19 protein-coding genes are annotated in these 22960 nt (G+C 54.8%); 16 read left to right on the forward strand and 3 right to left on the reverse strand.

Features of this window, described 5'->3' with window-relative positions; all coding sequences use genetic code 11:
* Positions 1-38 precede the first annotated feature (38 nt).
* The 3 genes from SV7mr_RS10550 to SV7mr_RS10560 are packed head-to-tail and all read left to right on the forward strand — an operon-like array spanning position 39 to position 2723.
* Positions 39-1238, forward strand: coding sequence for a tetratricopeptide repeat protein (locus SV7mr_RS10550; RefSeq protein WP_145271771.1), 1200 nt, complete (start codon positions 39-41; stop codon positions 1236-1238).
* The gene (locus SV7mr_RS10555; protein ID WP_145271773.1) at positions 1228-1680 is read left to right on the forward strand and encodes a hypothetical protein; all 453 of its coding nucleotides are present in this window, start codon (positions 1228-1230) and stop codon (positions 1678-1680) included. The genes SV7mr_RS10550 and SV7mr_RS10555 overlap by 11 nt, the downstream gene beginning before the upstream one ends.
* 35 nt (positions 1681-1715) lie before the next feature.
* Entirely contained in the window at positions 1716-2723 is a 1008-nt protein-coding gene (locus SV7mr_RS10560; protein ID WP_145271775.1) for a sigma-54 interaction domain-containing protein, read from the forward strand.
* Positions 2724-2891: 168 nt separating this feature from the next.
* Here SV7mr_RS10560 and SV7mr_RS10565 read toward each other — a convergent pair whose 3' ends face one another.
* A complete protein-coding gene (locus SV7mr_RS10565; RefSeq protein WP_419188374.1) occupies positions 2892-5054 on the reverse strand; it encodes a vWA domain-containing protein in 2163 nt (720 codons plus the stop codon).
* A gap of 575 nt (positions 5055-5629) precedes the next feature.
* On the opposite strand from SV7mr_RS10565, the gene SV7mr_RS10570 reads away from it, so the two are divergent.
* Positions 5630-6433, forward strand: coding sequence for a metallophosphoesterase family protein (locus SV7mr_RS10570; protein WP_419188375.1), 804 nt, complete (start codon positions 5630-5632; stop codon positions 6431-6433).
* Between the two features lie 37 nt (positions 6434-6470).
* On the opposite strand, the gene SV7mr_RS10575 is transcribed toward SV7mr_RS10570, so the two are convergent.
* Positions 6471-7139, reverse strand: coding sequence for a PEP-CTERM sorting domain-containing protein (locus SV7mr_RS10575; RefSeq protein WP_145271778.1), 669 nt, complete (start codon positions 7137-7139; stop codon positions 6471-6473).
* Between the two features lie 196 nt (positions 7140-7335).
* Here SV7mr_RS10575 and SV7mr_RS10580 point away from each other — a divergent pair, with 196 nt between their 5' ends.
* Positions 7336-9414 (forward strand): hypothetical protein, encoded by a 2079-nt coding sequence (locus tag SV7mr_RS10580; RefSeq protein WP_145271779.1) that lies wholly within the window; start codon positions 7336-7338, stop codon positions 9412-9414.
* Here the strand turns inward: SV7mr_RS10580 and tmk are convergent.
* Entirely contained in the window at positions 9387-10049 is a 663-nt protein-coding gene (gene tmk, locus SV7mr_RS10585) for a dTMP kinase (protein ID WP_419188376.1), read from the reverse strand. The two genes, SV7mr_RS10580 and tmk, sit on opposite strands and share 28 nt — an antisense overlap.
* 713 nt (positions 10050-10762) lie before the next feature.
* On the opposite strand from tmk, the gene SV7mr_RS10590 reads away from it, so the two are divergent.
* The 11 genes from SV7mr_RS10590 to SV7mr_RS10640 all read left to right on the forward strand — a co-directional run bounded on the left by SV7mr_RS10590 (position 10763) and on the right by SV7mr_RS10640 (position 22926).
* Entirely contained in the window at positions 10763-11299 is a 537-nt protein-coding gene (locus tag SV7mr_RS10590; protein WP_145271783.1) for a sigma-70 family RNA polymerase sigma factor, read from the forward strand.
* On the forward strand, positions 11299-12342 hold the full coding sequence (locus tag SV7mr_RS10595) for a hypothetical protein (protein ID WP_145271785.1): 1044 nt from the start codon (positions 11299-11301) through the stop codon (positions 12340-12342). The genes SV7mr_RS10590 and SV7mr_RS10595 overlap by 1 nt, the downstream gene beginning before the upstream one ends.
* Positions 12343-12420: 78 nt before the next feature.
* Positions 12421-13620, forward strand: a complete 1200-nt coding sequence (locus SV7mr_RS10600) for an alpha/beta hydrolase fold domain-containing protein (RefSeq protein ID WP_145271787.1) — start codon at positions 12421-12423, stop codon at positions 13618-13620.
* 56 nt (positions 13621-13676) lie between these two features.
* Positions 13677-13922: a twin-arginine translocation signal domain-containing protein gene (locus SV7mr_RS10605; protein WP_145271789.1), complete on the forward strand. Its 246-nt coding sequence runs from the start codon at positions 13677-13679 to the stop codon at positions 13920-13922.
* A 139-nt stretch (positions 13923-14061) separates the two neighbouring features.
* Positions 14062-14415: a hypothetical protein gene (locus SV7mr_RS10610; protein WP_145271791.1), complete on the forward strand. Its 354-nt coding sequence runs from the start codon at positions 14062-14064 to the stop codon at positions 14413-14415.
* 104 nt (positions 14416-14519) lie between these two features.
* Entirely contained in the window at positions 14520-14738 is a 219-nt protein-coding gene (locus SV7mr_RS10615) for a hypothetical protein (protein WP_145271793.1), read from the forward strand.
* A 45-nt stretch (positions 14739-14783) separates the two neighbouring features.
* Positions 14784-15857 (forward strand): alpha/beta hydrolase, encoded by a 1074-nt coding sequence (locus tag SV7mr_RS10620; protein ID WP_145271796.1) that lies wholly within the window; start codon positions 14784-14786, stop codon positions 15855-15857.
* 91 nt (positions 15858-15948) lie between these two features.
* Positions 15949-17670 carry a sulfatase-like hydrolase/transferase gene (locus tag SV7mr_RS10625; RefSeq protein ID WP_419188377.1) on the forward strand — a complete coding sequence of 574 codons (1722 nt, stop codon included), beginning with the start codon at positions 15949-15951 and terminating at the stop codon, positions 17668-17670.
* A gap of 155 nt (positions 17671-17825) precedes the next feature.
* Entirely contained in the window at positions 17826-19808 is a 1983-nt protein-coding gene (locus tag SV7mr_RS10630; RefSeq protein ID WP_419188378.1) for a DUF1549 domain-containing protein, read from the forward strand.
* 4 nt (positions 19809-19812) lie between these two features.
* Positions 19813-21045 carry a DUF1501 domain-containing protein gene (locus SV7mr_RS10635; protein ID WP_145271802.1) on the forward strand — a complete coding sequence of 411 codons (1233 nt, stop codon included), beginning with the start codon at positions 19813-19815 and terminating at the stop codon, positions 21043-21045.
* Positions 21046-21096: 51 nt separating this feature from the next.
* A complete protein-coding gene (locus SV7mr_RS10640; RefSeq protein WP_145271804.1) occupies positions 21097-22926 on the forward strand; it encodes a sulfatase-like hydrolase/transferase in 1830 nt (609 codons plus the stop codon).
* The last annotated feature ends 34 nt before the right edge of the window (positions 22927-22960 follow it).

Raw genomic sequence — 22960 nt, forward strand, 5'->3', positions numbered from 1 at the left:
TCTGTGAGATGCAGTTCTTACTTTCATCCAAATCTGCCGTGTCAAATTCATCCCACAAGGGTCTGCTGTCGGTTGGCAAGTGCTTGCCGTCCGCGGATCAGTTAAGGACCTTGATCGCGATCGCAGCTGCGTTGCTGTGTTGCACAGGCTTGGCACCGCTTGCTGATGCTCAGCCGCCATTGCCCTCCGGACAACCGGAGGACTTGGATGGCACGAAAGTCATGGCTGACATCCATTGGCCAGCTGATGGTCAGCAGTTAACGCCGCCCAGCAATCTGGATTTGTCGCAAACGAATCCATTGTCAGCGAAGCACCTCAGTCGATTGAACTCTGCCCGGCGCCAGCCAGATCAGGCCGGTCAGCCGGAATCCAGCGGTTCGTTGCAGCCGGCTGCGAATGACCCAACCTTCTTGGCCTTGTTTCAGGCAGACGGAGATTCAGCGGAAATCGCCGAGTCTCGTTTGAGCGAGCTCTTGAAGAAACTTCGCCAGTCGCGCCAGCTGCGTGATGGCGGTTCCTTCGCCACCGATGCAACCGGCGCCGAAACGACAGCGGATAGCGGGCCGAGCGACTTGGCCGATTCCAGTACCCGTTCTATCGATGACACGTTTGTCGATCCAGTTGATACGCAAGCATCCGTGAATGAAATCCGCGAACGAATTCGCATGATCCGCCGCTGGCGTGATCAAATGAGCGCCAGGATCGGCTCCGAAAATCGACAAGGCATCACGCCACCGGTGTTGGAGCGAGGGCCGCTGGATAACGGTGGGAATGAGCAACAGGCGCTGCTGCGTCGTTCAATCACCAACCCACAGGGTCCTGGAGACAATGACTCAGCCATCGAAATGTCGGACGCCAAGCAAGAACAACACGTGAGCGCGACGCAGATGCTCGATGGACCAGTCGATCATCTGGCACTTGGCGAAAGCTTGTATCAAACCGGAAGCTACGAAACCGCCTTGCTGTCTTTGTCTCAATTGGACTCGCGTCAACTTGCCCCAGAAGACTCGACATGGGTCGGGTTCATGGTGGCAATGTGCCACTACCGAACGGGTAATCATGGAAAAGCCGAGTCCTTGCTGCGTGAGATTGTCAATACCAAGTCAAGTGACCCCATGTTGGCAACCGCTCAGTGGTGGTTGGAACATGTACAAGAGACCAGCGACGCAAAGGCACAAATGCAGCAAGCAACGGTTCTCATGGAACGCCTCAATCCCACAGCCGCCAATGCAAACTGAATCACCTGAGTCTCAACTGCTTGAGCAATCGCAGCGACTACTGACGTTTTACCAGCAGCTTTCTGGCACCATCCAGCATGCGCTGGAAACCATGGACGCTGAAGCTGATTCGCCCGATTCGTCGAACGCGAAGCCGGGGGCTGCGGCGCAGCGCTGGACGTTGTTGCAGCAGGACATTCAAACTCAAATGATTGTCATCAAACGCCTGGAGGAAATCCTGCAACCACTGCGGCAGTCTTACCAGGAACAATTTGGACACTTCCCCAGTGAAGTGCTCGATGTCAATCAACAGACGATCGGATTAGCGGAACGTTTGCTTGACGATCTGGGACAGCTGGAAAAGCGATCAGCGGCGTCACTGGAGCGTCTTTATCCGCAGGTGAAAAACAGCGTGCGCGCCGTTGACATGCAGAAGGCGTATTTGCGTGGAAGTCGCTCCTAGGCCAATCAAGCTGCAGCGCAGGGAGGGCGTGTGTCATGATTGTTACCCAATCGTCAGTGATGCTGAGTCGGATTCGACTCGCTGAACGCGCCGCTCGTTCGTCCGCACCGATTCTGTTAACCGGGGAAAGTGGGACAGGAAAAGAGCTCTTTGCACAACTGGTGCATCAATCCAGTGCTCGCAATGCCCGACCGCTGGCCGCAGTGAACTGTGCAGCGTTACCCGAGAATCTGGTCGAGAGCGAATTGTTCGGGCACGAGCGAGGCGCTTTCTCGGGGGCTGTCAGTGAGCGCCAAGGCAGATTCGAAGTCGCCGGCGACGGAACGCTCTTCCTGGATGAAATCACGGAACTGCCCTTGCCTGCCCAGGCAAAACTGTTGCGGGTGCTTGAATCCAAACACTACGAACGCGTTGGCAGCAGTCAGTCCTTGCAGCACGACGTGCGCATCATCAGTGCCTCCAATCGTGATCTGCGACAAGCGACCGATGAGGGAACCTTCCGCTTGGACTTGTTGCATCGCATCAATGTCATCGAGATTAACATACCGCCTCTACGCGAGCGTCCATCGGACATCCCGCTGTTGGCAATGCACTTCTTGGATCAGTTTCGCGGTGAAAGTGAATTCGCAATCACTGGTTTTCAGTCCCAGGCCATGCAGAGCCTGTCCAGGTATTCTTGGCCGGGAAACGTGCGAGAGCTTAGAAACGTCGTGCATCGTGCTTGCGTGCTGACAGCATCGCCGCAAATCGGTGAAGAAGTGTTGCACTTGCAGTCGGCACGAATGCAGCATTCCAGTGACGGCCCGCCGATCTATCAGGTGTTTAAAGATGCCGACGTTGATTCAGCGACGGCAGACGGCAAACAGCGTCCACTGCCCACCGAGTGGTTGCATCGCGATCTGGAAGAGACCGAGCGGCAGATCATTCTTGCCGCGATTGATCATTTTGGTAACCGCAAGCTTGTCTCGGAGAAGCTAGGCGTCTCGTTGAGAACGCTAACGAATAAGCTGAAACGATACAACGATCGCAACGAAGCCGCCTGACGCCTCTGGCAGGTTCGCTTGTCCATCGCGTGTAGAGAAGACGTCTCGTCTGCAATGCGGCATGTCTGCAACGGCACGCTCGGCTTTGGCAGCCACGCCGGAGGTAAACAAAAAGACCGCAGTCATGGCTGACTGCGGTCTGATGATGAATCGATGGTTGCCGGGCGATTACAGCTTTGGAATCGGACGCTTGGGGGCCATTTTGATCATGCGCTTTTGAGGGTCTTGAGGTGGCCGAGGGGTGTTGTTGTTATTGTTGTTGGTGCCAGGCTGACGCGGTGGTGGCGGAGGCGTGAATTCCTCTTGCCAGCGCCATCCGATTGGCACATCAAGCTCTTTCTGGGCTAACAGCGCCCAAGGCGTTCCGGCGTGGTTCTCGACCACGTTGGTCAGCAGTTCGCGAGCGGTTTCGGCTTCACGTTTCCATTTACTTCCGACGGAGACTTCGTCAGCGGCTTCAAGCAACCAGGTGTTGCTGTCTTTCTTTTCGAATGCCATGCCGAGTTTGGCTTTGGCCAGCATTGCGTTGTAGGTTTCGGTTCGGACCTTTTGAGCCAGAACGCGACCCATTGCTAGGTCGTAGCCAGCTTGCCAGCGTGGGCTGGTTTCTTTGTCACGGAACTTCAGTCCTGGTTCCAGCACGCGAGACATTTGTGCCAAGGGCATTTCCAGTTTGGCTGCATCGCGCTGTGCCAAGGTCAGGTCTCCGGAAAGACGGGCTTGGTCGATGCCGGAGAATCGCAGACGAGGACGCGAGATTCCGGTGGCGGGTTTCAGTTGTGCTGCGGTGACCAGTGCTTTGCGCAGCGGGCTGGATTCCACTTTGCTTTTGTAATCTGATGGAGCCAAGTAATCAGGTCGATACCGGCTCATCGTGTTAGGGTCAAAGAAGTATTCCAAGTTGGAAGCATAGGCGGCCACTTCGCGTCGTTGGACTCGACGAGCAACATTGCGGTTCGGGTGAACGGTGAAGTAGATGCCGCCGGTTTCGTAGCTCAACCGGGTCAGCGAGTAAGGGCCGAATCCGCTGTCGATCACGGGCTCTTCGGTGAAGTTCGCTGTGAAAGGCAGACGCACACGTTCTGACATGAACGATTCGGGGCCTTGGTCAACTGAGGCCCACTGCGGAGTTTGGTCGTACTTTGGATCGGGGTCGACGTATTTGACCAAGGTTTCCGCACGACCAAAGGGAGCGGGAACACCGATCACGTGAACAGGCATGCCGCGTTTACGGCAGGTGCTGATTGCTCGTTCGACTTGAATTTCGTCGTCACCGCGTTCGTCGGTTACTACGACCAGCATGACGTTTCGCGCGGGACCTTGGCCGGCGCGGTTGGCTCGCAGGTAGCTGTACTCTTCGGCGGCCTTCTGGACGGCACTAAAGACTTTCTCGACGCCCGATGTGTCGACTTGGATGCCATCAACGACTTCTTTGATTTGCTGGATGTCGGCCGAAGGCACTTCGGTGTACAGGTTAAACTTGTCGCCAAAGCCGATCACGGATGTCAGCAGCGGTGCACTGTGATCCATGATGCCACGATGCTCTCGCATCGCGATGGCTTTTTGTTCTTCTTCGGGGAGGTCAGCTTTGTTTTTCGCGACGATGCCGAGTTCGTCGTAGATGCGATCAAAGCGATCACGGATTTCGCGACGTTGGCGGTGCAGCGAGGCACTTTGGTCGAACAGCCACACGACCAAGGTGGGGCGTTCTTCCATTGACTGCAGGATCTCGAAGGTCAGTCGGTCGACGGCGCCTGCCGCACCGCTGGTGCCTTGGCCGACGGTGCCTTTCTGGTTGACCAAGCGATCAACCGGCGCCATGGGTTGCGAGAAAATGTTATTGACTTCGATATCGCCCATGTCGCTGTCTTCTAGCGAGACGGGGCTGGGAATCTCGGCGATCGGTGCAAACATCTCAGCCGATGCTTCGGCCATTTCTTCCTGGTCGCTAGCGTTGGAGCCGATTTCCAACTCGGGAACTTCGCTGGGAATGACTTCCTCGATGATGGTCTCTTGGTCGTCTTTGTCGTTGTGAGGCGACACGATGACAACGGCTTCTTTTTCGGGCTCAAAAAACTGCTTGGGAACAACAAACAGCGCCAACAGAATCAGAATGTGAAAGCCCAAGGTGCCGATCAAGGCAGTTGACTCGTCGGTTTCGAGCACACCCTGCTCTTCCAGTTCATCCTCGTCCCAGGCATCGACATGATCGACGCCAGCGGAGGAATCGAGGGCTGATGCGTCTGCCTGGTCAGCTGCGGCCAATGCCGGAGTCAACTGTGGCTCATCTGCCACGGGTGGCTTTTCTGATGGTGTTTGGCTGGTTGTCATGGCCGTTCCTACCGATAATCCGTTCGTGCAATGAGTTCGATCGACTTGATCGCTGGTGGAGACAAGTGGCTGCCCGATCCGCCGAATGCTGATAAGCACTGGACGGTGTCAAGCTGATATCTAACCGTTTGTTTGACGTGTTTCCACGTCAGTGATTGGTGACCCGTGAATTGACCACCGTGGATTGTTGCTTAAAAAAAATGGTTTTTGATAAGCGTTTCGCTACTCGCAGGAACTCGCTGTGATGAGGTCCTCAACCGAACAATGTCCTCAATGGAACAATGTCCTCAATGGAACAAGGGATTGATCGGCTCCGGCGGCGACTTCCGTTGACTGTTAGGAATCTCCCCCTCACAGTATACGGGAAAACACCTACCGCTGCTGGCAATCGCCGAGGAATTCACGTCACGAATTTGGCCAGTCAGGCGGTTCAGTGAGCCCAGCCGACACAATCTGCCAGCACGCGAATCGCTGGATCGATGGTCCGTCTTGGGGTCTGGCCGCCCTGTCAAAGGTATTTTGCCACCTTCGACAACTAGACAGTTTCGCTAAACCGTGGCAGACTTGCAACTTAAATGCGGTCCGCACCCAGTTTTGGCGCGAGTTTCCTGCTTTTGGAACGCCTTGGTGGAACGTTTCGTACCCATTTTCAGACACACAATGCAGCATTCGGCGAGAAATCGCAGGGTTTGCTGGTCGGAATCGGAATTCGCGAGGTTTCTGTGGCTGGTCGCTTATTAGCAATCGGAGATATTCATGGCTGTCGCACAGCCCTTGAAGCCCTCCTGGATGACGTGAATCCGACGACGGAGGACACGCTGGTCACTCTGGGCGACTATGTCGACCGAGGCCCAGACTCGCGAGGTGTGATCGAGACCTTGCTGTGCCTTTCACGCTACACCAATTTGGTCGCAATTCTTGGCAACCACGAAGAAATGATGCTGCACGTCCTGCAAAGCGGACAAGGGCATCAAGGCTGGTTACAGCATGGGGGCGTTGAAACCCTGGACAGCTATGGCTTTTCAGGGGACCTGGATTTCCTGCCTGACGACCACAAACGGTTCTTTGATTCGCTGGGAGACTACTACGTCCAGGACGAATTCTTCTTCACCCACGCCGCTTACGATCCGGAATTGCCGCTCGAAGACCAGCCGCCGGAGCTCCTACGCTGGCATTCCCTGCGATCTGGCATTCCCGGTCCGCACCAAAGTGGGAAAACGGCCGTCGTTGGACACACGGCTTCCGAGGAAGGTGAAGTGCTCGATGCAGACTATCTGATCTGCTTGGATACGTGGTGCTACGGCGGTGGCTGGCTGACCGCAATGGATCTGCGGACGCGTCAAACTTGGCAAGCCAATCAGCAAGGCCAGAGCCGCTGAGCCAGAGCCGCTGAGCCGACTTGTCCGCGTTTGGGGTTTATTTGCGACGCCGACGGCGGCAGGCCAACGTCCCCGTCATCAGAGCCAGCATCCCAAAGGTTCCGGGTTCAGGCACTGCAGAAGCAGAGACGGTGATGAAGCCAAACACATCGTTGTCATCGTTGACGATCAGCAGGTCTCCGTCCGCATTATTAAACTCTGTATCAATCAGATCTGCCTCCAGGCGAAACACGGTGCCAACGGTCTCGTTGGGAGCGAATCCTGCAAGATCGTGCTCAAATCGCAGTTTCGCCAACAATGCAGGCGTGCCATCGACGAGCGTCACATTCTCATCAAGATCAATGTGCGCGTCTTGGATCAACACCGCGTCAGCATCACCGTTTGTGCTGTCGCCATCAAAGTCGATGAAGGACTCGCTGACGCCAGCGAAGATGTAGTCTGCATCTTCTAGGTAAGCGTTTGTGTCGGGATCAATAAAGGTAAGCGAGCTGGTCCCGTCGGGCACAATCTCGGTCACGCCGATCACCATGACGAAATTATTCAGCCCAACGTCGGCCCCGTCACCTTCAATCAGAATGTCCAGATCCACCATGCCACCGGGAGAAACAGTCGTGTCTTGAATGGTCACCGTTACTTCTGCTTGCAGAACACTCGTCCAGCAAAACAAGCAGGCAATCGCGACAAGAATCGTTCGTTTCACTTTCATGGCGGCTCGCTCCCGGGATCGCTTGCGCGGTGGGGATGACGTTGGTCAAGGACAATGACAAGAATGCGGAAAGAAGTTGCTTATGCTAATTGATCAAACGCGCCGAGGTTTAGAAAACGGTATAAAATCCACTGATTGCACTCATCCGTCCCCGCTGTCGTTGTGTTGTTGCCCCCCATTCTTTGGCCGTGTCTTGATGATTTTCAGAATTCTTGTTGCTTGGCTCGCGTTTGTCTTTTTCTGTCTTCCCAGCCAAGACGCCGACGCAGGCATCAGCCCTGAAAATGTCATCGTGGTCGTCAACGGTGATTCGAATGTCTCTCGGACGGTTGCCAACCACTATGTCGCTGCGCGAGAGATTCCGCTCGCCAACGTCTTGGTGCTAAAGGACATTCCCGAGGACTTGACCATTGAATTGGAGGTCTTTCGCGACCGGATTTTGAAGCCCGTGCTGGCGGGGATCCAAGCCCGTGGACTGACCGCGACAGCTCGCGTGATCGCCTACTCGGCCGACTTCCCGACCTCCGTCAAAGTCACCGAGCACAAAAAGCAGATCGAGAACGAGGCGGTCAAGAAGTACCAGTCCGCGACCGCATCGATCACCGGCATGACCTATTTCTATCAGTTTGTGCTGGCTGACAAACCAGAGTACCTGACGTTCGGTTCGAATTTGTACGCTCGCGGTCCGTTCAAACGCTACTTTGTGAACCCCTTTCGTGGCGAAGACAAAGAGCTGTTCGACGATGCACAGAGCAAGGCTGATAACGAAGACTTCGCCGAATCCGCGAAGCTCTGGCAACAGCTTTTTGAAAAGCACACGCTGCAGTCGGCCCTGGCCATTCGTGCCGCCGAAGCGTCTAGCCAAGCTGATGACAAACAACAGGCGCTGCAGATGCTAGCCAAAGCCATCAAGGCTGGGTGGACGTCTCGGCGCTATCTGGAACAGTCGGAGTCGCTCCAGGGGCTGCTTGATCAGCAAGCCATCGCCAAGATTCTGCCTCTGCTGGACAACAGTCCGATCGCCTGGCAACCGCCCATCGCATTGACCTCCGCAACCGGCTGGTCGGCTTCGGGCGAACGTGTCCCAGCCAATGCCGGTGGCGTGCGTTATCTGTTTTCCTGCATGTTGGCCGTTGTGCATGCTCGCGGATCGTCTTTGCAATCCGCCGTGCAAAATCTTGAGCGAACCGCGGAGTGTGATCGGCGTTTCCCAGTGGGGACCTTTGATTTTACGATGGGCGGCGATGTGCGAGCCAAAACTCGGTTGCCAATCCTTGCCGATGCCCTGCTGTATTTAAATGAGACGGGATTCCAGACCAGGACCTTCAAGTCATCGCTGCCGGAAAAAGGTGACGCACAAAGCTTGGGCGTGATGCTGGGAACGGCCAGTGTCAATCCAGATGCCGGACGCATGAATTTGGCCAATGGCGCCATCGTGGATAACTTGACCAGCTTTGGTGGCGTCTTTGGACGCGATGGACAAACCAAACTGACTCGGTTTCTGGACGCAGGGGCCGCAATCAGTAGTGGCACCGTTGCAGAACCCTATGCGTTGCAGCCCAAATTCGCCACGCCGATGTTATGGGCTTACTATGCTCGTGGCGTCAGCGCAATCGAAGCCTACTATCTAACCGTTGCGTCTCCCTATCAGCTGCTGATCGTGGGAGACCCGATGGCGCAACCGTTTGCCAAATCCGTTGGGAAACTCGTGCAAATTCAATTTGATCAAACCGCTGGCAACAAAATCAACGTCAACGTTAAGTCGCTAGGCTTAAACACTCCCACCGTGATTGTGCAGCGTATCGAGTATTCGATTAACGGCCGACTGTTAAAGGTTTCTCCGCCGCTAAACAACGTCACGGTGAACCTGCCAGACGACCTTTCAGGAGCTTTTGAATTTCGCACCACTCTGGTTGGATTTGATTGCAGCGAGCCACGTGTTTCGTTCAGCCAGTGGTTGGATAGCAATGGCAAACTGCCGTCCCCGGTGGCAACCATCACTCAACCGCGTTCGGGTGTGACCCAAGCCGGTGATGATGGTTCCTTGGCCGGCAAACTAAAGGTCTTGGTCAAAGCACCAGGGGCTGATTCACTGGCAATCCAAGCTTTCGGGCAAGAAATTGCCTCGCAAAATGGCGATGAAGTCACGTTCGTTATCGACACCAAAGCCCTTGGGGCTGGCCCGTTGGTGATTCAGCCGGTTGCCTCGTTTGGAGAGAAAAAGGTGCCCGGCAGTCCTGTCACCGATCAAGGTGTTGCGTCGTCAGCAAAGTGAGTTGCCAGTTGACGCTGGACATCAAGGGTCACCTGTTCGATCGGTTGGTCGGCATTGATCACCGCTGTTGCGCCGCCACTGTTGGGGAGTTGTTTCAAAAAGGCCTGACGCACCTTTTCCATGTATTCGACGCCGCGCGATTCCATGCGATCGCCGGGGCCACTGATGCGTGTCATGGCTTTGGCGGCCGGCATGTCTAACAGGATCGTCAACGCTGGCTGGAGACCATTGTTGGCCAGGCGTCCCAGTTGCCACAAGAGTTCCGGGCTGACAGTGTTGTCGGTTGTCGCTTGTTCGCTGCTGCGCGGTGGAATGCTTTGGTAGACCACGTTGGATAGCAAGAACCGGTCAGTGATCACGGTTTGTTGATTGGCTAATGCTGGGCGAATGATGGACTCAACCATTTCGCAGCGACTGGACATGAACAGCAATGCTTCGGTGCGCCGATGCATGGTTAAATCGCTGTCGAGCAACAGTTCGCGTAAACGCAGTCCGATCGCAGTGGAGCCGGGGTCTCGCGTGCACAGACAGTGGTGGCCGCGAGCCTCTAGCCAATGCTGGATCGTCGCGATTTGCGAGCTCTTGCCAACACCATCAATTCCATCAACCGCTATGATCACTGAATGTTCCTGCACAAGTGTAATGCCATCTTGAGGCAAGACAGCCGTTCGGCCTGCGTCGCCAGCCCCTTCGTTAGCGGTGGGTCTTGCTCTACAGCCGACACTATACCCGGCGTCAGAGGGTTGCGGAACTGGCTGCGATCAGACGCACCGTGCCTGCACTGCAGTCGCTGGCCTTGATTCGAACGACGATTCCAAAAACTTCAGGGGTCACACCGTGAGGACGATGAACAAGCCTGCAGCGGCGAAGAGGTGGTGCGTGCAAGCTCGGCACCGTACAAAGAATGGTGTCATTCTGGTTGATGTTGCGTTTCCTCGGGGATTCTCTGGGCAATCGCGATTTCATCGAACCGGGGCTGGGTTCGTAGGATGCCGTGCTTGCACGCACCAATGAAATATCAGCCGATTTGCCTCCGCCGTGTGGGACCTGCTAAAACTGGCCAGGGGGCTTGGCTCTCTTCAGTTTGCTGGGGCCTCGTGCTGTTGCAATGCATCGATGATGCATCGCGCCCCGTTTAGGTTGATTTGCAATCGGCATCTACTGATGCGAGTCTTTCGGCAGGCCGTCTGTGCCCCTTTTTCTTGCGGTGGAACTGCTGCGATTCCTCTGGCAAAGGGCAGTGCCAGCGGTCATTCGAAGGTGGCAACGCTAGGTGTGCGAACCTTACTTGAAGAATTTTTTGTCTGGAATTTGCTGTGGGCGTACTTGGTTTCTAGGAGATCTTGAAATGGATGAAAAACCACTGATTCAGCAGTACATGCAGCTTCGCAGCGAATTCATGGGCTATCTGTATGCCATGACTCGGGATGCTGAACTGGCCGAAGAAATCTATCAGAACGCTGCGGTGGTGGTGATTGAAAAGGCGGATCAGCCGGAAGTGATTCGAAACTTCCGTGCGTGGGCGAAAGAGGTGGTTCGCCGGCAGGCACTTCACGCCATTCGTGCCAGGGCGACTGCTGAACGACACGGTCGATCGATGTCGCCCGAGCTTCTGGAGGCCATCGCCGATGTGTTTGTCCACGATGAATCGGATGCCGGTGTTGTCTTCGATGAGACACTGGCTCTCAAGCAGTGCCTCGGTGGGCTGTCAAAGGACAAACGCGAATTGGTTGCTTTGCGCTATGAGCGTGATTCAAGTTTTGAACAGATCTCCAAACAGCTCAGTTCGACGCCGACCGCCATTCAGCGTGCTCTCAGTCGGATCAGAAAACAGCTACACGGATGCGTCCAAAAACGAATGCAACTCGCCGAGGGAACGCCTTGATGAACGAGCCAATTAAACGCCTCGAAATCGAGGCTCTGATTGTCGGCCATTTCGACGGCACGCTGAACGAGGAACAAGAGAAGCAGCTTGCAGCGGAATTGACCACCTGTGCTGAGTCGAAGCGGCGTTTTCTGTCCTACATGCGAATAGAGGGACGCTTGCACTCGCTTGGTCGAGACGGTTTTCTTCGCGAGCCGGTCAGTCAACCCGCCGCCAGTGTCACAAGCCCGCTGGCGCCATTGAGTGAAGTCGTGTCTGCCGAACCAGGCGGCCGTCAGCATCTGGCTCAGTCCCAGCGTCAACACCGGCGTTGGTTCGCTGTGTCTTCCTTGGCGGTCTGCGCGGCGGTGATGTTGATGCTGTTGGTCGGGATTCCCTGGCCATCCTCGGTGAATGCCAGCAGCGTCTTGCAGCGAGCGCAAGCAGCAGCCGCAGAGCTGGTTGATCGCACCTACCACGTGGTCGTCTCAGGTGCTGGGGAGGATTCTCCGGAGACTCAGCTGACAATCGATATGCGCGGTGGCGGCCGCTTCCTGATGCGATCGGTTGATGAAAACTTTGTGTTTGGAAGTGATGGGACGGAGTACTGGATGAGTCGAGATGGCGGTCCAGTCTGGGTCACCCACGAGGCTCGCAGGCTGGCCCCCAAAGTCAAGCGAGTGATGCCAAACATGTGGCTGTTCTGGATGACAGCGTCCCCAAAAGAGCCTTTGTTGCTGGATATCCACGGTGTGCTTTCACTGATCGAGCGTCGGCACAATGTTGAACTGATTGTTTCAGACAATCCCGCCGAGCATCACCTCCGCGCCACGCTGAAAAACGAACGACGCAAGGCACTGGTCCATGCCCCGGATAGAATTGACTTTTGGGCAGACGCCAAAAGCGGCGTCGGTTTGCGAACTGAAGTCCAATGGTCAGACGGAAGACGCGTGAGATTTGAATTGATGGAATCAGCGCCGTTTTCCGAACAATGGTACCACCACTCTCAACACGCCAATGATCGCGAGGTCCGGCATTTACCCGCGAACAGAGACGTTCGCTGAACAGGTCAGCAAACCATTTTGATTCCCGTCCCCAAACCTTTACCAAACGAATCCGCTTGCGATTCTTACAACGAGCCTATGAACAACTCTTTTCACTACAAGCACGCCGTACCGTTTCTCACAGCGCTCACATTGCTGCTTCTGTCGTCTACAGCCTGTGGGGATGATGCGATCAAGCAACAAGTCCTCAAGCTTTTCCCGCAAGCCGACATTGACAAAGACGGAACGATTTCCGAGACGGAAGTCGCAGCACTCCGTCAGCAGGTTCTCAAACGATACCCACAAGCCGACAAGGACGGAGACGGCGTGCTTTCAGATGGAGAAGCGAAAGCGGTGCTACGACAAGCCGCCAGGCGAGCCGGGAAGAACAATCCGAAGCCCCGCACGTCACCAACCAACGGGTCAAAACAACCGACTCACGCCAATGTTCAATATGGCGAACACGAACGTCAGGTCTTTGACATTTGGCTGGCCGATTCATCGAACCCTACACCGCTGGCAATTTACATTCATGGCGGAGGCTTCAAGTCCGGCAGCAAAGAGAAGTTGAAGTCCGAAAACCTGTCACAGTTGCTGAATTCCGGTATCTCCGTCGCGGCCATCAACTATCGACTTCTTACGACGCACCCGTTGCCCACGGCGCATCACGATGCTCGGCGAGCGTTACAGTTCATGCGTGCGAAAGCGGGCGATTGGAACATTGACAAGGAAAGAGTTGCTGCGTTCGGCGGTTCAGCCGGCGCACAGATTTGCATGTGGCTGGCGTTCACCGATGAAATGGCCCAGCCCGAAAGCTCCGATCCGATCGAGCGAGAATCAACGCGATTAACCTGCGTCGCATCAGCGGGCGGCCAAACTGGAAACAGTCCCGAATTCTGGCAGGCGATGATTGGGCCATTTTTAGGTGGCAAATCGATCGAGTCGTTGGCAAAGCCATTGAACGGAGAAACGGAGGCTCAAAAAATTGCTTTGAAACAATGGGGAGCCAGCACGGTTGAGGAAGCGAAGGAAATCTCTTCACGCCACGCTGCCTTGAACACAATTTCCGCCGACGATCCACCGATCTTCATGAGCTACGGAATGAAGCCAACAGACAAGCCACCAACTGATCCCGCCAAACTTCGCGGCTGGCTGATCCATCACGTGAACCTTGGTCTTGCACTAAAGGAAAAAACGGACCAGTTGAACGTCGAAGCGCACCTGAAGTACCCAGGTGCCGATGTGAAGTACGATTCGCTGGTTGAGTTTTTTGTTGACAAACTGGTGAACGAGCAATGAGAAGTAAAGCATATCGAAAGGCAAATTGCATGCCATAGACAAGAAAGGATAAGTTTATGACCAGTAGAGACAGCGACAAACCAAAGGTTGATCGTCGTGACGCAATCAAAGGGGCCGCTGCGACGGGATTGGTTGCCGCAGCCGGAGCCCATCGATTGGTTCACTCCGCTGAAAGTCTTACGGCAGACCGCGATGCGATCCAGCGAGAAAATGCTCAGCCAGGAACGCGTGACTGGATGCTGACAAAGACACGCCAGCTCCCCGGGAAAATCAATCGGATTCTCTACAACGGTCGCTGCTGACGGACGTTCCGTTATTTGAACCTTGCATCCCGTAATTACCCCAAGACTTAGGACGAAGATGATGAATACAAGCTCCAGGCATCTTGCAACATGCTTATTCACAACCGTGTGCGCGTTGTGCCTCTTGCCAACTGTGCTTGTGGCACAGGAAAAGACGCCGACTCACCGGCATGTCTCTTATGGGCCGGAGGAAAGGCAATGGCTGAATCTGTATTTGCCGTCGGGCAACAAGCCTGCCCCGGTCTTCATCTATGCCCACCACAACGGCTCGACGGCAGATGACGTAAAAAGTTCTTGGGCAGATCCGACCCTCGCACAGGGAACCGCGATCGTTAGCTGGGAATCGATTGCAAAGGTAAAAGGCATGTCAGACTTCCAGAAATGCGCTGCGGACGCGAAAGTGATGTACGCATGGGTAAAGAAGCATGCAGCAACCTATCACTTGGATAGCGACAGGATTATCATCGGGGGCAGTCGCGGGGAAGTTTTGTGAGCTGGCAACTCGCTCACTCTCAGGACAAGAGTATTGTCGGAATTTATATGGGCCAAGCTTTGCCAGGGAGGTCCTTTAATGAACGCTTACTGGAACCGATTACAATGCAGGCCCCTCCCATTTTCCTCGCCTACCGCAAAGAACCTGGAGTAGTCGGGGATAATCATGACCCAGCGCACGGTCAGAAGGTCGTGCAGAAATACAAAGAGCTGGGACTGGGGAGCCGCGCCGAATTAGTCCACAGCCTTAGCGACACCAAGAACAGTGAAGTCATGCAATTCCTGCCCAAATTTGTCCGTTCGCTTGGGACGCAAAAGCGGTGAGGACGTGTCTAAGATAAAACGCTCATCCATCCACAGAGAAGACGAATGAAACCAACCCACCTGGCCCTGGTCACCGCCGTCACGCTGGCGTGGGCGATTTCCCCATCTAATGCCGCAGACACGCCGTTAGAGAAACAGATCCTGAGGCTGCATCCTCAGGCTGACAATAACGGGGACGGAGTGTCGTCCGGGGCAGAGAAAGCAACCGTCAGCAAGGAGATCCTGAAACGCTTTCCTCAGGCAGACAAAGATGGCGACGGCGAGCTTTCTGTCACAGAACAACAGGCCGCGATTCGGCAAGCGGACATTCCCAAGGGAAAAGTTTACGTCTACAAGCAAGTCGATGGCGTGAACCGGGAAATGGAGATTTACTTTCCCAAGGGGCATGACGCTTCGAAACAGACCGTCCCAGGCATCATACTGTTTCATGGTGGCGGCTGGGGGGCTGGCAGTCGTGTGGCATTCAGTGATCAGTGCGACTATTTTGCCAGCCGAGGAATGGTGGCCGCGACGGTCACCTATCGCTTGCGAACCAAAGAAGATCGCGCCAAATTGCCCGTTGGGCAATCGACCAAGCGTGTTTGTCTTCCCGATGTGAAGAGCGCGATTCGTTGGTTCAAACAACATGCCAATGAACTGGGCGTCGATCCCGATCGCATCGTTGCCGGCGGCGGTTCGGCCGGTGGGCATCTCTGCCTTTTGGGCACCACCAACCCCGGCCTCAATGATCCCAGCGACCCCCAAGGAATCGATACCTCAGTGGCCGCTTACGTCTTGTTCAATCCCGCGCTCTCAAAGAGTGACGCCAAAGATCCCGATGTGGACTTCATGCAGCATCTGAAATCCGACTTTGGGCCAGCCATCGTCTTTTTCGGCAGTGAAGACAAGTGGTTGCGTAATGGCTGGATGCCGGCAGCCGCGAAAATGAAGTCGCTCGGCGTCACCTCCGTCGAGATGCAAATTGCTCAAGGGCAAACGCACGCCTTTTTCAATAAGCAGCCGTGGAAAGAGGTGACGTTGATTGCCGCCGATGAATTTCTAACCAAGCTCGGCTTCCTCCAAGGCAAGCCAACGCTCGCAATGCCTGACACTGGTCAACGATTGATCGTCAAGCCATAGTGGTCTTTTCATGACGGCAGGCAAAACGCCAAACCCGGATATGAAGCATCTTGAATCCAGCAACTTTAAAGGACGATCTTTCGGCCAGACCATGTTTAAGAACAAAATGCAGACTCATCGATTTTCTTTCCTGCTGCTGATGCTCGTACTGGCCCCGGTCGCGGTTTCCGCTAGGGAACCAGAGGGCGGCCAAACGGAGCGACGGCCCAACATTCTGTTTATCGTTTCCGACGATCATGGCTGGGGCGATCTGCCGTCTAACTGGGACGCGACTGAATGTCGGTTGCCGACGTTGGAAGCTCTGGCCGCCAAAGGCGTGCGGTTTCCTAAATACCAGACCGTCCCGCTCTGCGGTCCTTCGCGCGCCTGTATGTTTACCGGGCAATACTCGTCTGAAAACGGGATGTGGCGCGGGCCCGGCCAGCAGCCGCTTGGCACGCCGGGATATCGCGGGATCAAACGCGATGTGAAAATGCTCTCCGAATATCTGTCCGAAGCTGGGTACAAAACGGGAGCCTTTGGCAAATGGCATCTGGGTTCTCTGGAGGGAGAAGTCCCAAACGACCGCGGATTCGATGTGTTTCGTGGATTCCTGGGTGGGGCACATCCGTATTGGATCAGTTCCAAAAGGTCCAAGATGATGCACAACCGCCAGCCCGACCGTACTTCTGAAGGACATGCCACGGAATTGTTCACGGACTGGGCAGAAGAGTTTATTCGTCAAAGTGCTGCTACGGATGAGCCTTTCTTTTGCTACTTGGCCTACAACGCCGTGCACGGTCCGCTGCGCACCAGTGAAAAGCAACCGGCCTCCGCGCCCGAGGCTTGGGTGAAAAAGGCTCTCGATCGCGGCGTTAGCTTTCTGCGCAGTGACTATGTCGCCATCTTGGAACACATGGATCACAACATCGGGCGTCTGGTCGAGTTGGTGGATGAACTGAATGTTACCGAAAACACGTTGATTGTCTTCGTCAGTGACAACGGAGGCTGCACCATGGCGGAAGGTTCCGCTGGGGGGAGATTTCCCGGCAACAATGGTCCGTTCCGTGGTGGCAAAGCAACAACGTTTCAGGGCGGATTAAATGTACCGCTGCTGATGAACTGGAATCGCCGACTGCCCCAAGGCATGGTCTCCGATGATCAGGTCATGCATTGTGACCTCTTTGCCACCCTGTTAGACGCCGCCGCAATCTCGGTTCCGTCAAAGAATGGAAAGAACCCGGTTCGAGGCATGTCTTTGATGCCACACATGCTTTCCTCGGGCAAGAATCCTCTGCCCGAGCGAACGATGATCTTTGAGCTCTGGGGAAATCTTGGACTGCGCAAGGGCAACTACAAATTGTGGGGCGACGTGGGCAGAGACCACTCCCCGGACTGGGAAGGCCTGGTCGGCGAGTTGGCCCGCAGCGATCTTTCTCTGTTTGATCTCAGTAAAGACGTCGCCGAGCAGCACGATTTGCGAACGGAACTTCCAAAGGTTTACGCTTCGCTCAAGACCGAGCTGATTGACCACTTTTCCAACGTCAACTCGGAGTACCCTGGCGCAGAGAATGGTCCGGCCTTGGATCGTGAAAAGTCCCAACCCGCAAAGCCAGCGGCAACCGAAAAGCCTGCTGGGACGCCACAGCGGCGAAATTCCGATCAGTTCTTCAAAAATCGAGACCGCAACGGTGACGGAGCGATCACGCTGGAGGAATTCATTGGGAATCCCAAAGGTCGCAACGTTCCAGCATTGACCAAACGGTTTAAAATTATAGATTCTAATGTGGATGGCAAACTCGACCGTGACGAACTAGTGCGTAGCAAGCGTTGATCGGTACAGCTGTGACTGTTGTATCGGTCTGGAAAGTTTCGCGGCTTTTGACAGCCCCAGCCTTCGCCGGTGCGGCGTTCGCCCCCCCTCCCCTTTCGCACGCACTGCCATCTCCCTGCCTTTCATTTTCACTGCTTGCTCAAGTTGTTGCTGTATTGAGCGACTTGTTGCATTCGGTTGATTCGTTCATCCAGTTACAATGGACGCTTGCTGATCGGTCCGTGGTGATCGATCTTGAGCGTGTTTCTGCTAACACTCGCATTGACTCTCAATATCATATGAATCGATTTCTGCTACTCATTTTGACCTTGGCGGTAGGTGCGCCCGCTGTGTTAGCCCAGCCTCCTGCGATGGACCAGCAAGCTGTGATTTCCAAGCAGGCCCGACAGATTGATCAAGTGGTTGCCGCGCGGTTGCAAGAAGTTGGTCAAGATCGCCGCCCTGGTATTGATGAATACAACTTTTGTCGCCGCGTTTACCTGGATGCCATTGGACGCATTCCCACAATCGACGAACTGGACGATTTTATTGCGGACCAGCGACCGGACAAACGATCCCGATTGATCAGCAAACTTCTCCAGTCCAAAGGTTACCCGAGTCATTGGTACAACTATTGGGCGGACCTCTTTCGAGTGAAATACGTTGGGGACAAGCTGCACCACCCCGGGAACTATGGGGAGTGGATCAAGGAAGCCCTGCGAAACAATAAGCCATACGATCAGATGGCACATGAATTGATCAATGCCAGTGGTCCACTCTATAAGCCTGGTAACGGTGCCACTGGGTTCTACGCCCGTGAATCGATGCCCTTGGATCACCTGGCCAATTCGGTCAAGACCTTTCTGGGGCTGAGCATCGAATGTGCCCAATGCCATGATCACCCGTTCGATCAGTGGACACAGAAGGATTTTTACAGACTGGCGGCCTTCAGTTCCAAGACACACCTCCGCGTCGATCCGACGTCGGACTTGGAGAAGGGCTATGCCAAAGATCGTCGGATTCTAAAGAACAAGAGTTTCGACGAATGGATCGTGTACCGTGAATCGCTGCGGGTCAAACATGCCGCGATTCATGGTAACGGCACTGGGTTCATGCGTCTGCCGCATGATTATCAGTATTCAGATGGCAAGCCGTTTGAAGCCATGGAGGCCGATGTGCTTTTTGGCGAAATGCCTGCGTTGGATCACAAACTGACCAAGGTCAAACTGGACGCGCTCCCACGCAACAACTTTGGGCCGCCTATCAACTCGCGAAAGGCTTTGGCTGACTGGATGACCGCCCCAGAAAATCCCTTGTTCACTAAATCGGTGGTGAACAGATTGTGGCATCAAGTCATGGGCACAGAACTGGTCGGGCCGCTGGGCGGCTTGTCGGAGGATGAAATGGGTTCGCATCCGGAACTGACCGAGCAGCTTATCGCGATCATGAAGGAATCAAATTATGACCTCAATCAATTTTTGAGCGTCCTATTCAACAGCAAGACCTACCAAAGCAAAGCGTTGGCGTTGAATGCAAATGGCCCCGACTATGTGTTGGATGGTCCCATTGTTCGTAGGCTGTCCGCCGAGGTCCTGGTCGATTCATTCTTAAGCCTGAGAACCGAAACGCCCGATCGATATGTAGCGACTGAATTCAAGTGGGATGGCTTCACCAATTTTTACGAGAAATCTCAGGAGATGGACGTCAAAGATTTCGTGGCCTATTCGGTCAATGGACCTGGCCGCGCCGCGTTCCAGCGACGCGAAGAAAATCGGGCGAAGCAACGCAATGGCCCGATGGGGCCCAAGCAACTCTGGAGAGTCTCGTGCTACGGCCATGTCGACGGCACGCATGACGTCGCGAAGCTGATGGGACAATCCGATCGCGATTTGATTGATGGTGCAAACAAAGAACCCAACATTCCACAGATCTTGTATCTGATGAACGGTCATTTGGAGCATGAAATCACCACTCAGCCTCAGGCCTATCTCCATCGAAAGCTAGAAGGTATCACCGATCCAGAACAGCGATTGGAGATCATTTGGAAAGCCATCCTCGGTCGCTTGCCCAATGACTCTGAGAAGTCATTCACTGCCCACGATCAAGCCGACTTGATCTGGGCCCTGCTTAATTCAAACGAATTTCGATTTGCGAGATAGAACATTGAACCGCCGAAAATTTATCTACAGCGTCGGCATGGCAGGGATGTCGCTGCCAGCACTGAACGCCGTTTCAGCAGCCGAGCATGCGCCTAAAGCGAAGTCGGTGATCAATCTCTTCCTCTCCGGTGGATTGAGTCAGTATGACAGCTTCAACATGGAAGTCGATCAATCGGTCATTGCCAATTCCAAGATCATCAAGAGCAATGTCGATGGCGTCCGCGTCAGCCATTACTTCCCCACCCTGGCCAAGCAAATGGATCAGCTATTGGTCATCAACTCCATGAGATCCAACCAGGGGGCTCACCCTGCTGGAATCTACAAAATGATGACCAGCTATGATCCGCGCTCATCGGTCACTCACCCTCAGCTCGGGGCCTGGGTCAACAAACGTTTAACCACTGATCAGGACAGTTTGCCAAACTTTGTCAGCATTGGAAAAGGCAGTGCTGGAACGGCGGGTTTTTTACCGGGCCAGTGGGCTGCGCTGCCCGTGATGAACACCCGCACTGGAATTGATTTTGTACAGCGGAACGCTGCCGTCAGCGAAGGCAAATTCAAGAACCGACTCGACATTCTGGATTCATTGAATCAATCCTTCGAGCAGGACTATAGTAACAAGGCAACGAGGGCCTATGTCGACACCTATCAGGGCTCTCTCAAGTTCATGAACTCCAACGACATCGATGCCTTCGAGTTGGAGAATGAAGAAGAGAGCATTGTACGCCTTTATGACAAGCAAGAATTCAGCCGCAGTTGTCTGCTCGCTGGTCGACTGGTCGAACGTGGTGTTCGCTTTGTTAAAGTAGAGCTTGGCGGATGGGACTATCACGACAATTTGTACGGCAAGTTTGCCTCCAACGCAGCCAAGCTGGACAAGGGTTTATCGTCGCTGCTAACTCACCTGAGCCAGAAAGGGCTGTTGGAAACGACACTGGTTGTTGTTTCAACCGAGTTTGGCCGAAAGCCCGAAGTGAATCCGAACAAAGGGCGTGATCATCACCCCGATGGATTCACCTGCCTGATGGCTGGGGCTGGTGTCAAAGCGGGACAGGTGTACGGCACCACGACGAAGGATGGCCAATCGGCGGCCGACGATGCACTGGACGTGACGGACTTCAACGCCACCATCGCTTGGCGACTGGGCATTGACCCGGGCTATGAGGAGAAAAGTGCCAGTGGCCAACCGTTCACGTTGGCTAATAAAGGCGAGGCTCGCAAAGAGTTGTTTGCCTGAGTGGCTGTGGCATGTTGAACAAGAGTTTCTAATCGGATTTGTGTTGGCAAAATGAAGAACGTCGTCTGTGCTCTGTTGCTGTTCACTTCGTTCGCCCACGCATCCGACCTGCGGGCGGATCATTTTACCGAACCCCGTTCGGATTCGGATTCGGATTCGGAATCACCCAACATCATCATTATCTATTCGGATGACCATGGCTACACGGACCTTGGGATCCATGGCATTGACGGTAACGTTGACACGCCCAACATGGATGCGTTGGCCAAAGCCGGTGTGCTGATGAAAGCCGGATACAGTTCGGCGCCCCAGTGCCGCCCATCGCGTTGCGGATTGATGGCCGGTCGGATTCAAAACGAATTCGGTTTTGCGGACAATAAAATGGACGCCGGTGCTGGCGTCGGCACCCTTCCCAGGGTCTACCCTGCTGGCACAGACAGGGCTGGTCAGCCGCTGTTGACGATTGCCGATCGCTTAAAGCAGCTCGGCTACGTGACGGGGTTCTCGGGGAAGTGGCACTGTGGCCCAAACGATGATCAAGACAAACAGTTCGATCCACGTGGCCGCGGCTTTGATGAATACTGGGTGGGGACGATGACTACAGGCAGCACGAACCTTGATCTGAACGGAAATCTCGTGCCGCACCAAGTCAAATCAAAGTGGTCCGAAGCACTTCAGAACCGAGTCATTTTGCAGGGCAAGTTCGCCGAAAGTTTTGTCACTCGCAACCAGGGCAAGCCATTCTTTCTGTACTTCCCCATCTATGGGCCGCACGTCCCAATGATCAGGAAAAACGATCCCTACTACAAGAACTTTCCCCAACAGGATTATCCACACTACAACGATGCCCAAGACGAACGTCGTCGCCAAGGTTTGGCGCTGCTCAAAGCGATGGATGATGCCGTTGGCGGTTTGGTGGCGAAGCTGCGTGAATACAATCTGGAGGAAAAAACGCTCATCTTGTTCGCCGGTGACAACGGCGCACCTGGTCGATTCGAAACCGGCGCCATCGGAAGCTGGAATGGGTCCAATAACGTCCCCATGCGCGGCCCAAAAGGCACGCTGCACGAGGGTGGCATTCGAGTTCCGATGTTCGCGACTTGGAAGGGGAAAATCTTGCCAGGTCAGGTCATTCCTGAAATGGTGACAACCCTAGACTTTACCGCCACATCCCTTGCCGTCGCCGGTGGAACCATTCCAGCGGAGTTCGATGGCGTGAACCTGATGCCTCGTTTTACTGGCGATGTGGCTGAAATTCAGCGTGATCAGCCGATGTACTGGGACTTCTATTCCGGACAGGCGATTCGGGACGGCGATTGGAAACTGTGGCGGGATGCTAAAAGCACCCTGCTCTTCAACATTGTCAAGGACCCCGCAGAACTCACCAATCTCGCATGGCAGCAACCTGAGCGAACCGAGGCATTGGCGAAGAAGCTTGACCAATGGGTAGCGACGTTGCCAGCACATGCGCAGTACGACCCGGCAGGCCGTGGCGCAAAGATGACGCCTCACTTCGCCGGAGCGCCTGCCGGCGCAACGCCCGACCCACGTTACTTGGTCCCCTACGACAAACCCGTTGCAACGCCTTACCCCGCGGCGGTCTCCTCGCCCGGTGCGACGAAACCCGAATCTTGGCAGACAGAGAAACGGAAAATTGAACCCCCGAAAACAGAACTTTCCAAACCGGCGGCCCCTGCCCCGCCTGCACGGCGTCGGCTTGGTGAGCAATTCTTTAAGAGTCGTGATCGGAACGGTGACGGAGTCATCACGCTAGAGGAATTGATTGGCAACCCAGAAGGCCGAAACGTGCCCGCGTTGACGAAACGGTTTCGACAGCTCGACTCCAACGGCGACGGCAAGCTAAAATTGAGCGAGCTGTGATCTGTAGGCGGATCAGGATTCGTTCTGGCCAACC

The sequence above is a fragment of the Stieleria bergensis genome (assembly GCA_007745635.1).
In the GTDB taxonomy this organism is placed as follows: Bacteria; Planctomycetota; Planctomycetia; order Pirellulales; family Pirellulaceae; genus Stieleria; species Stieleria bergensis.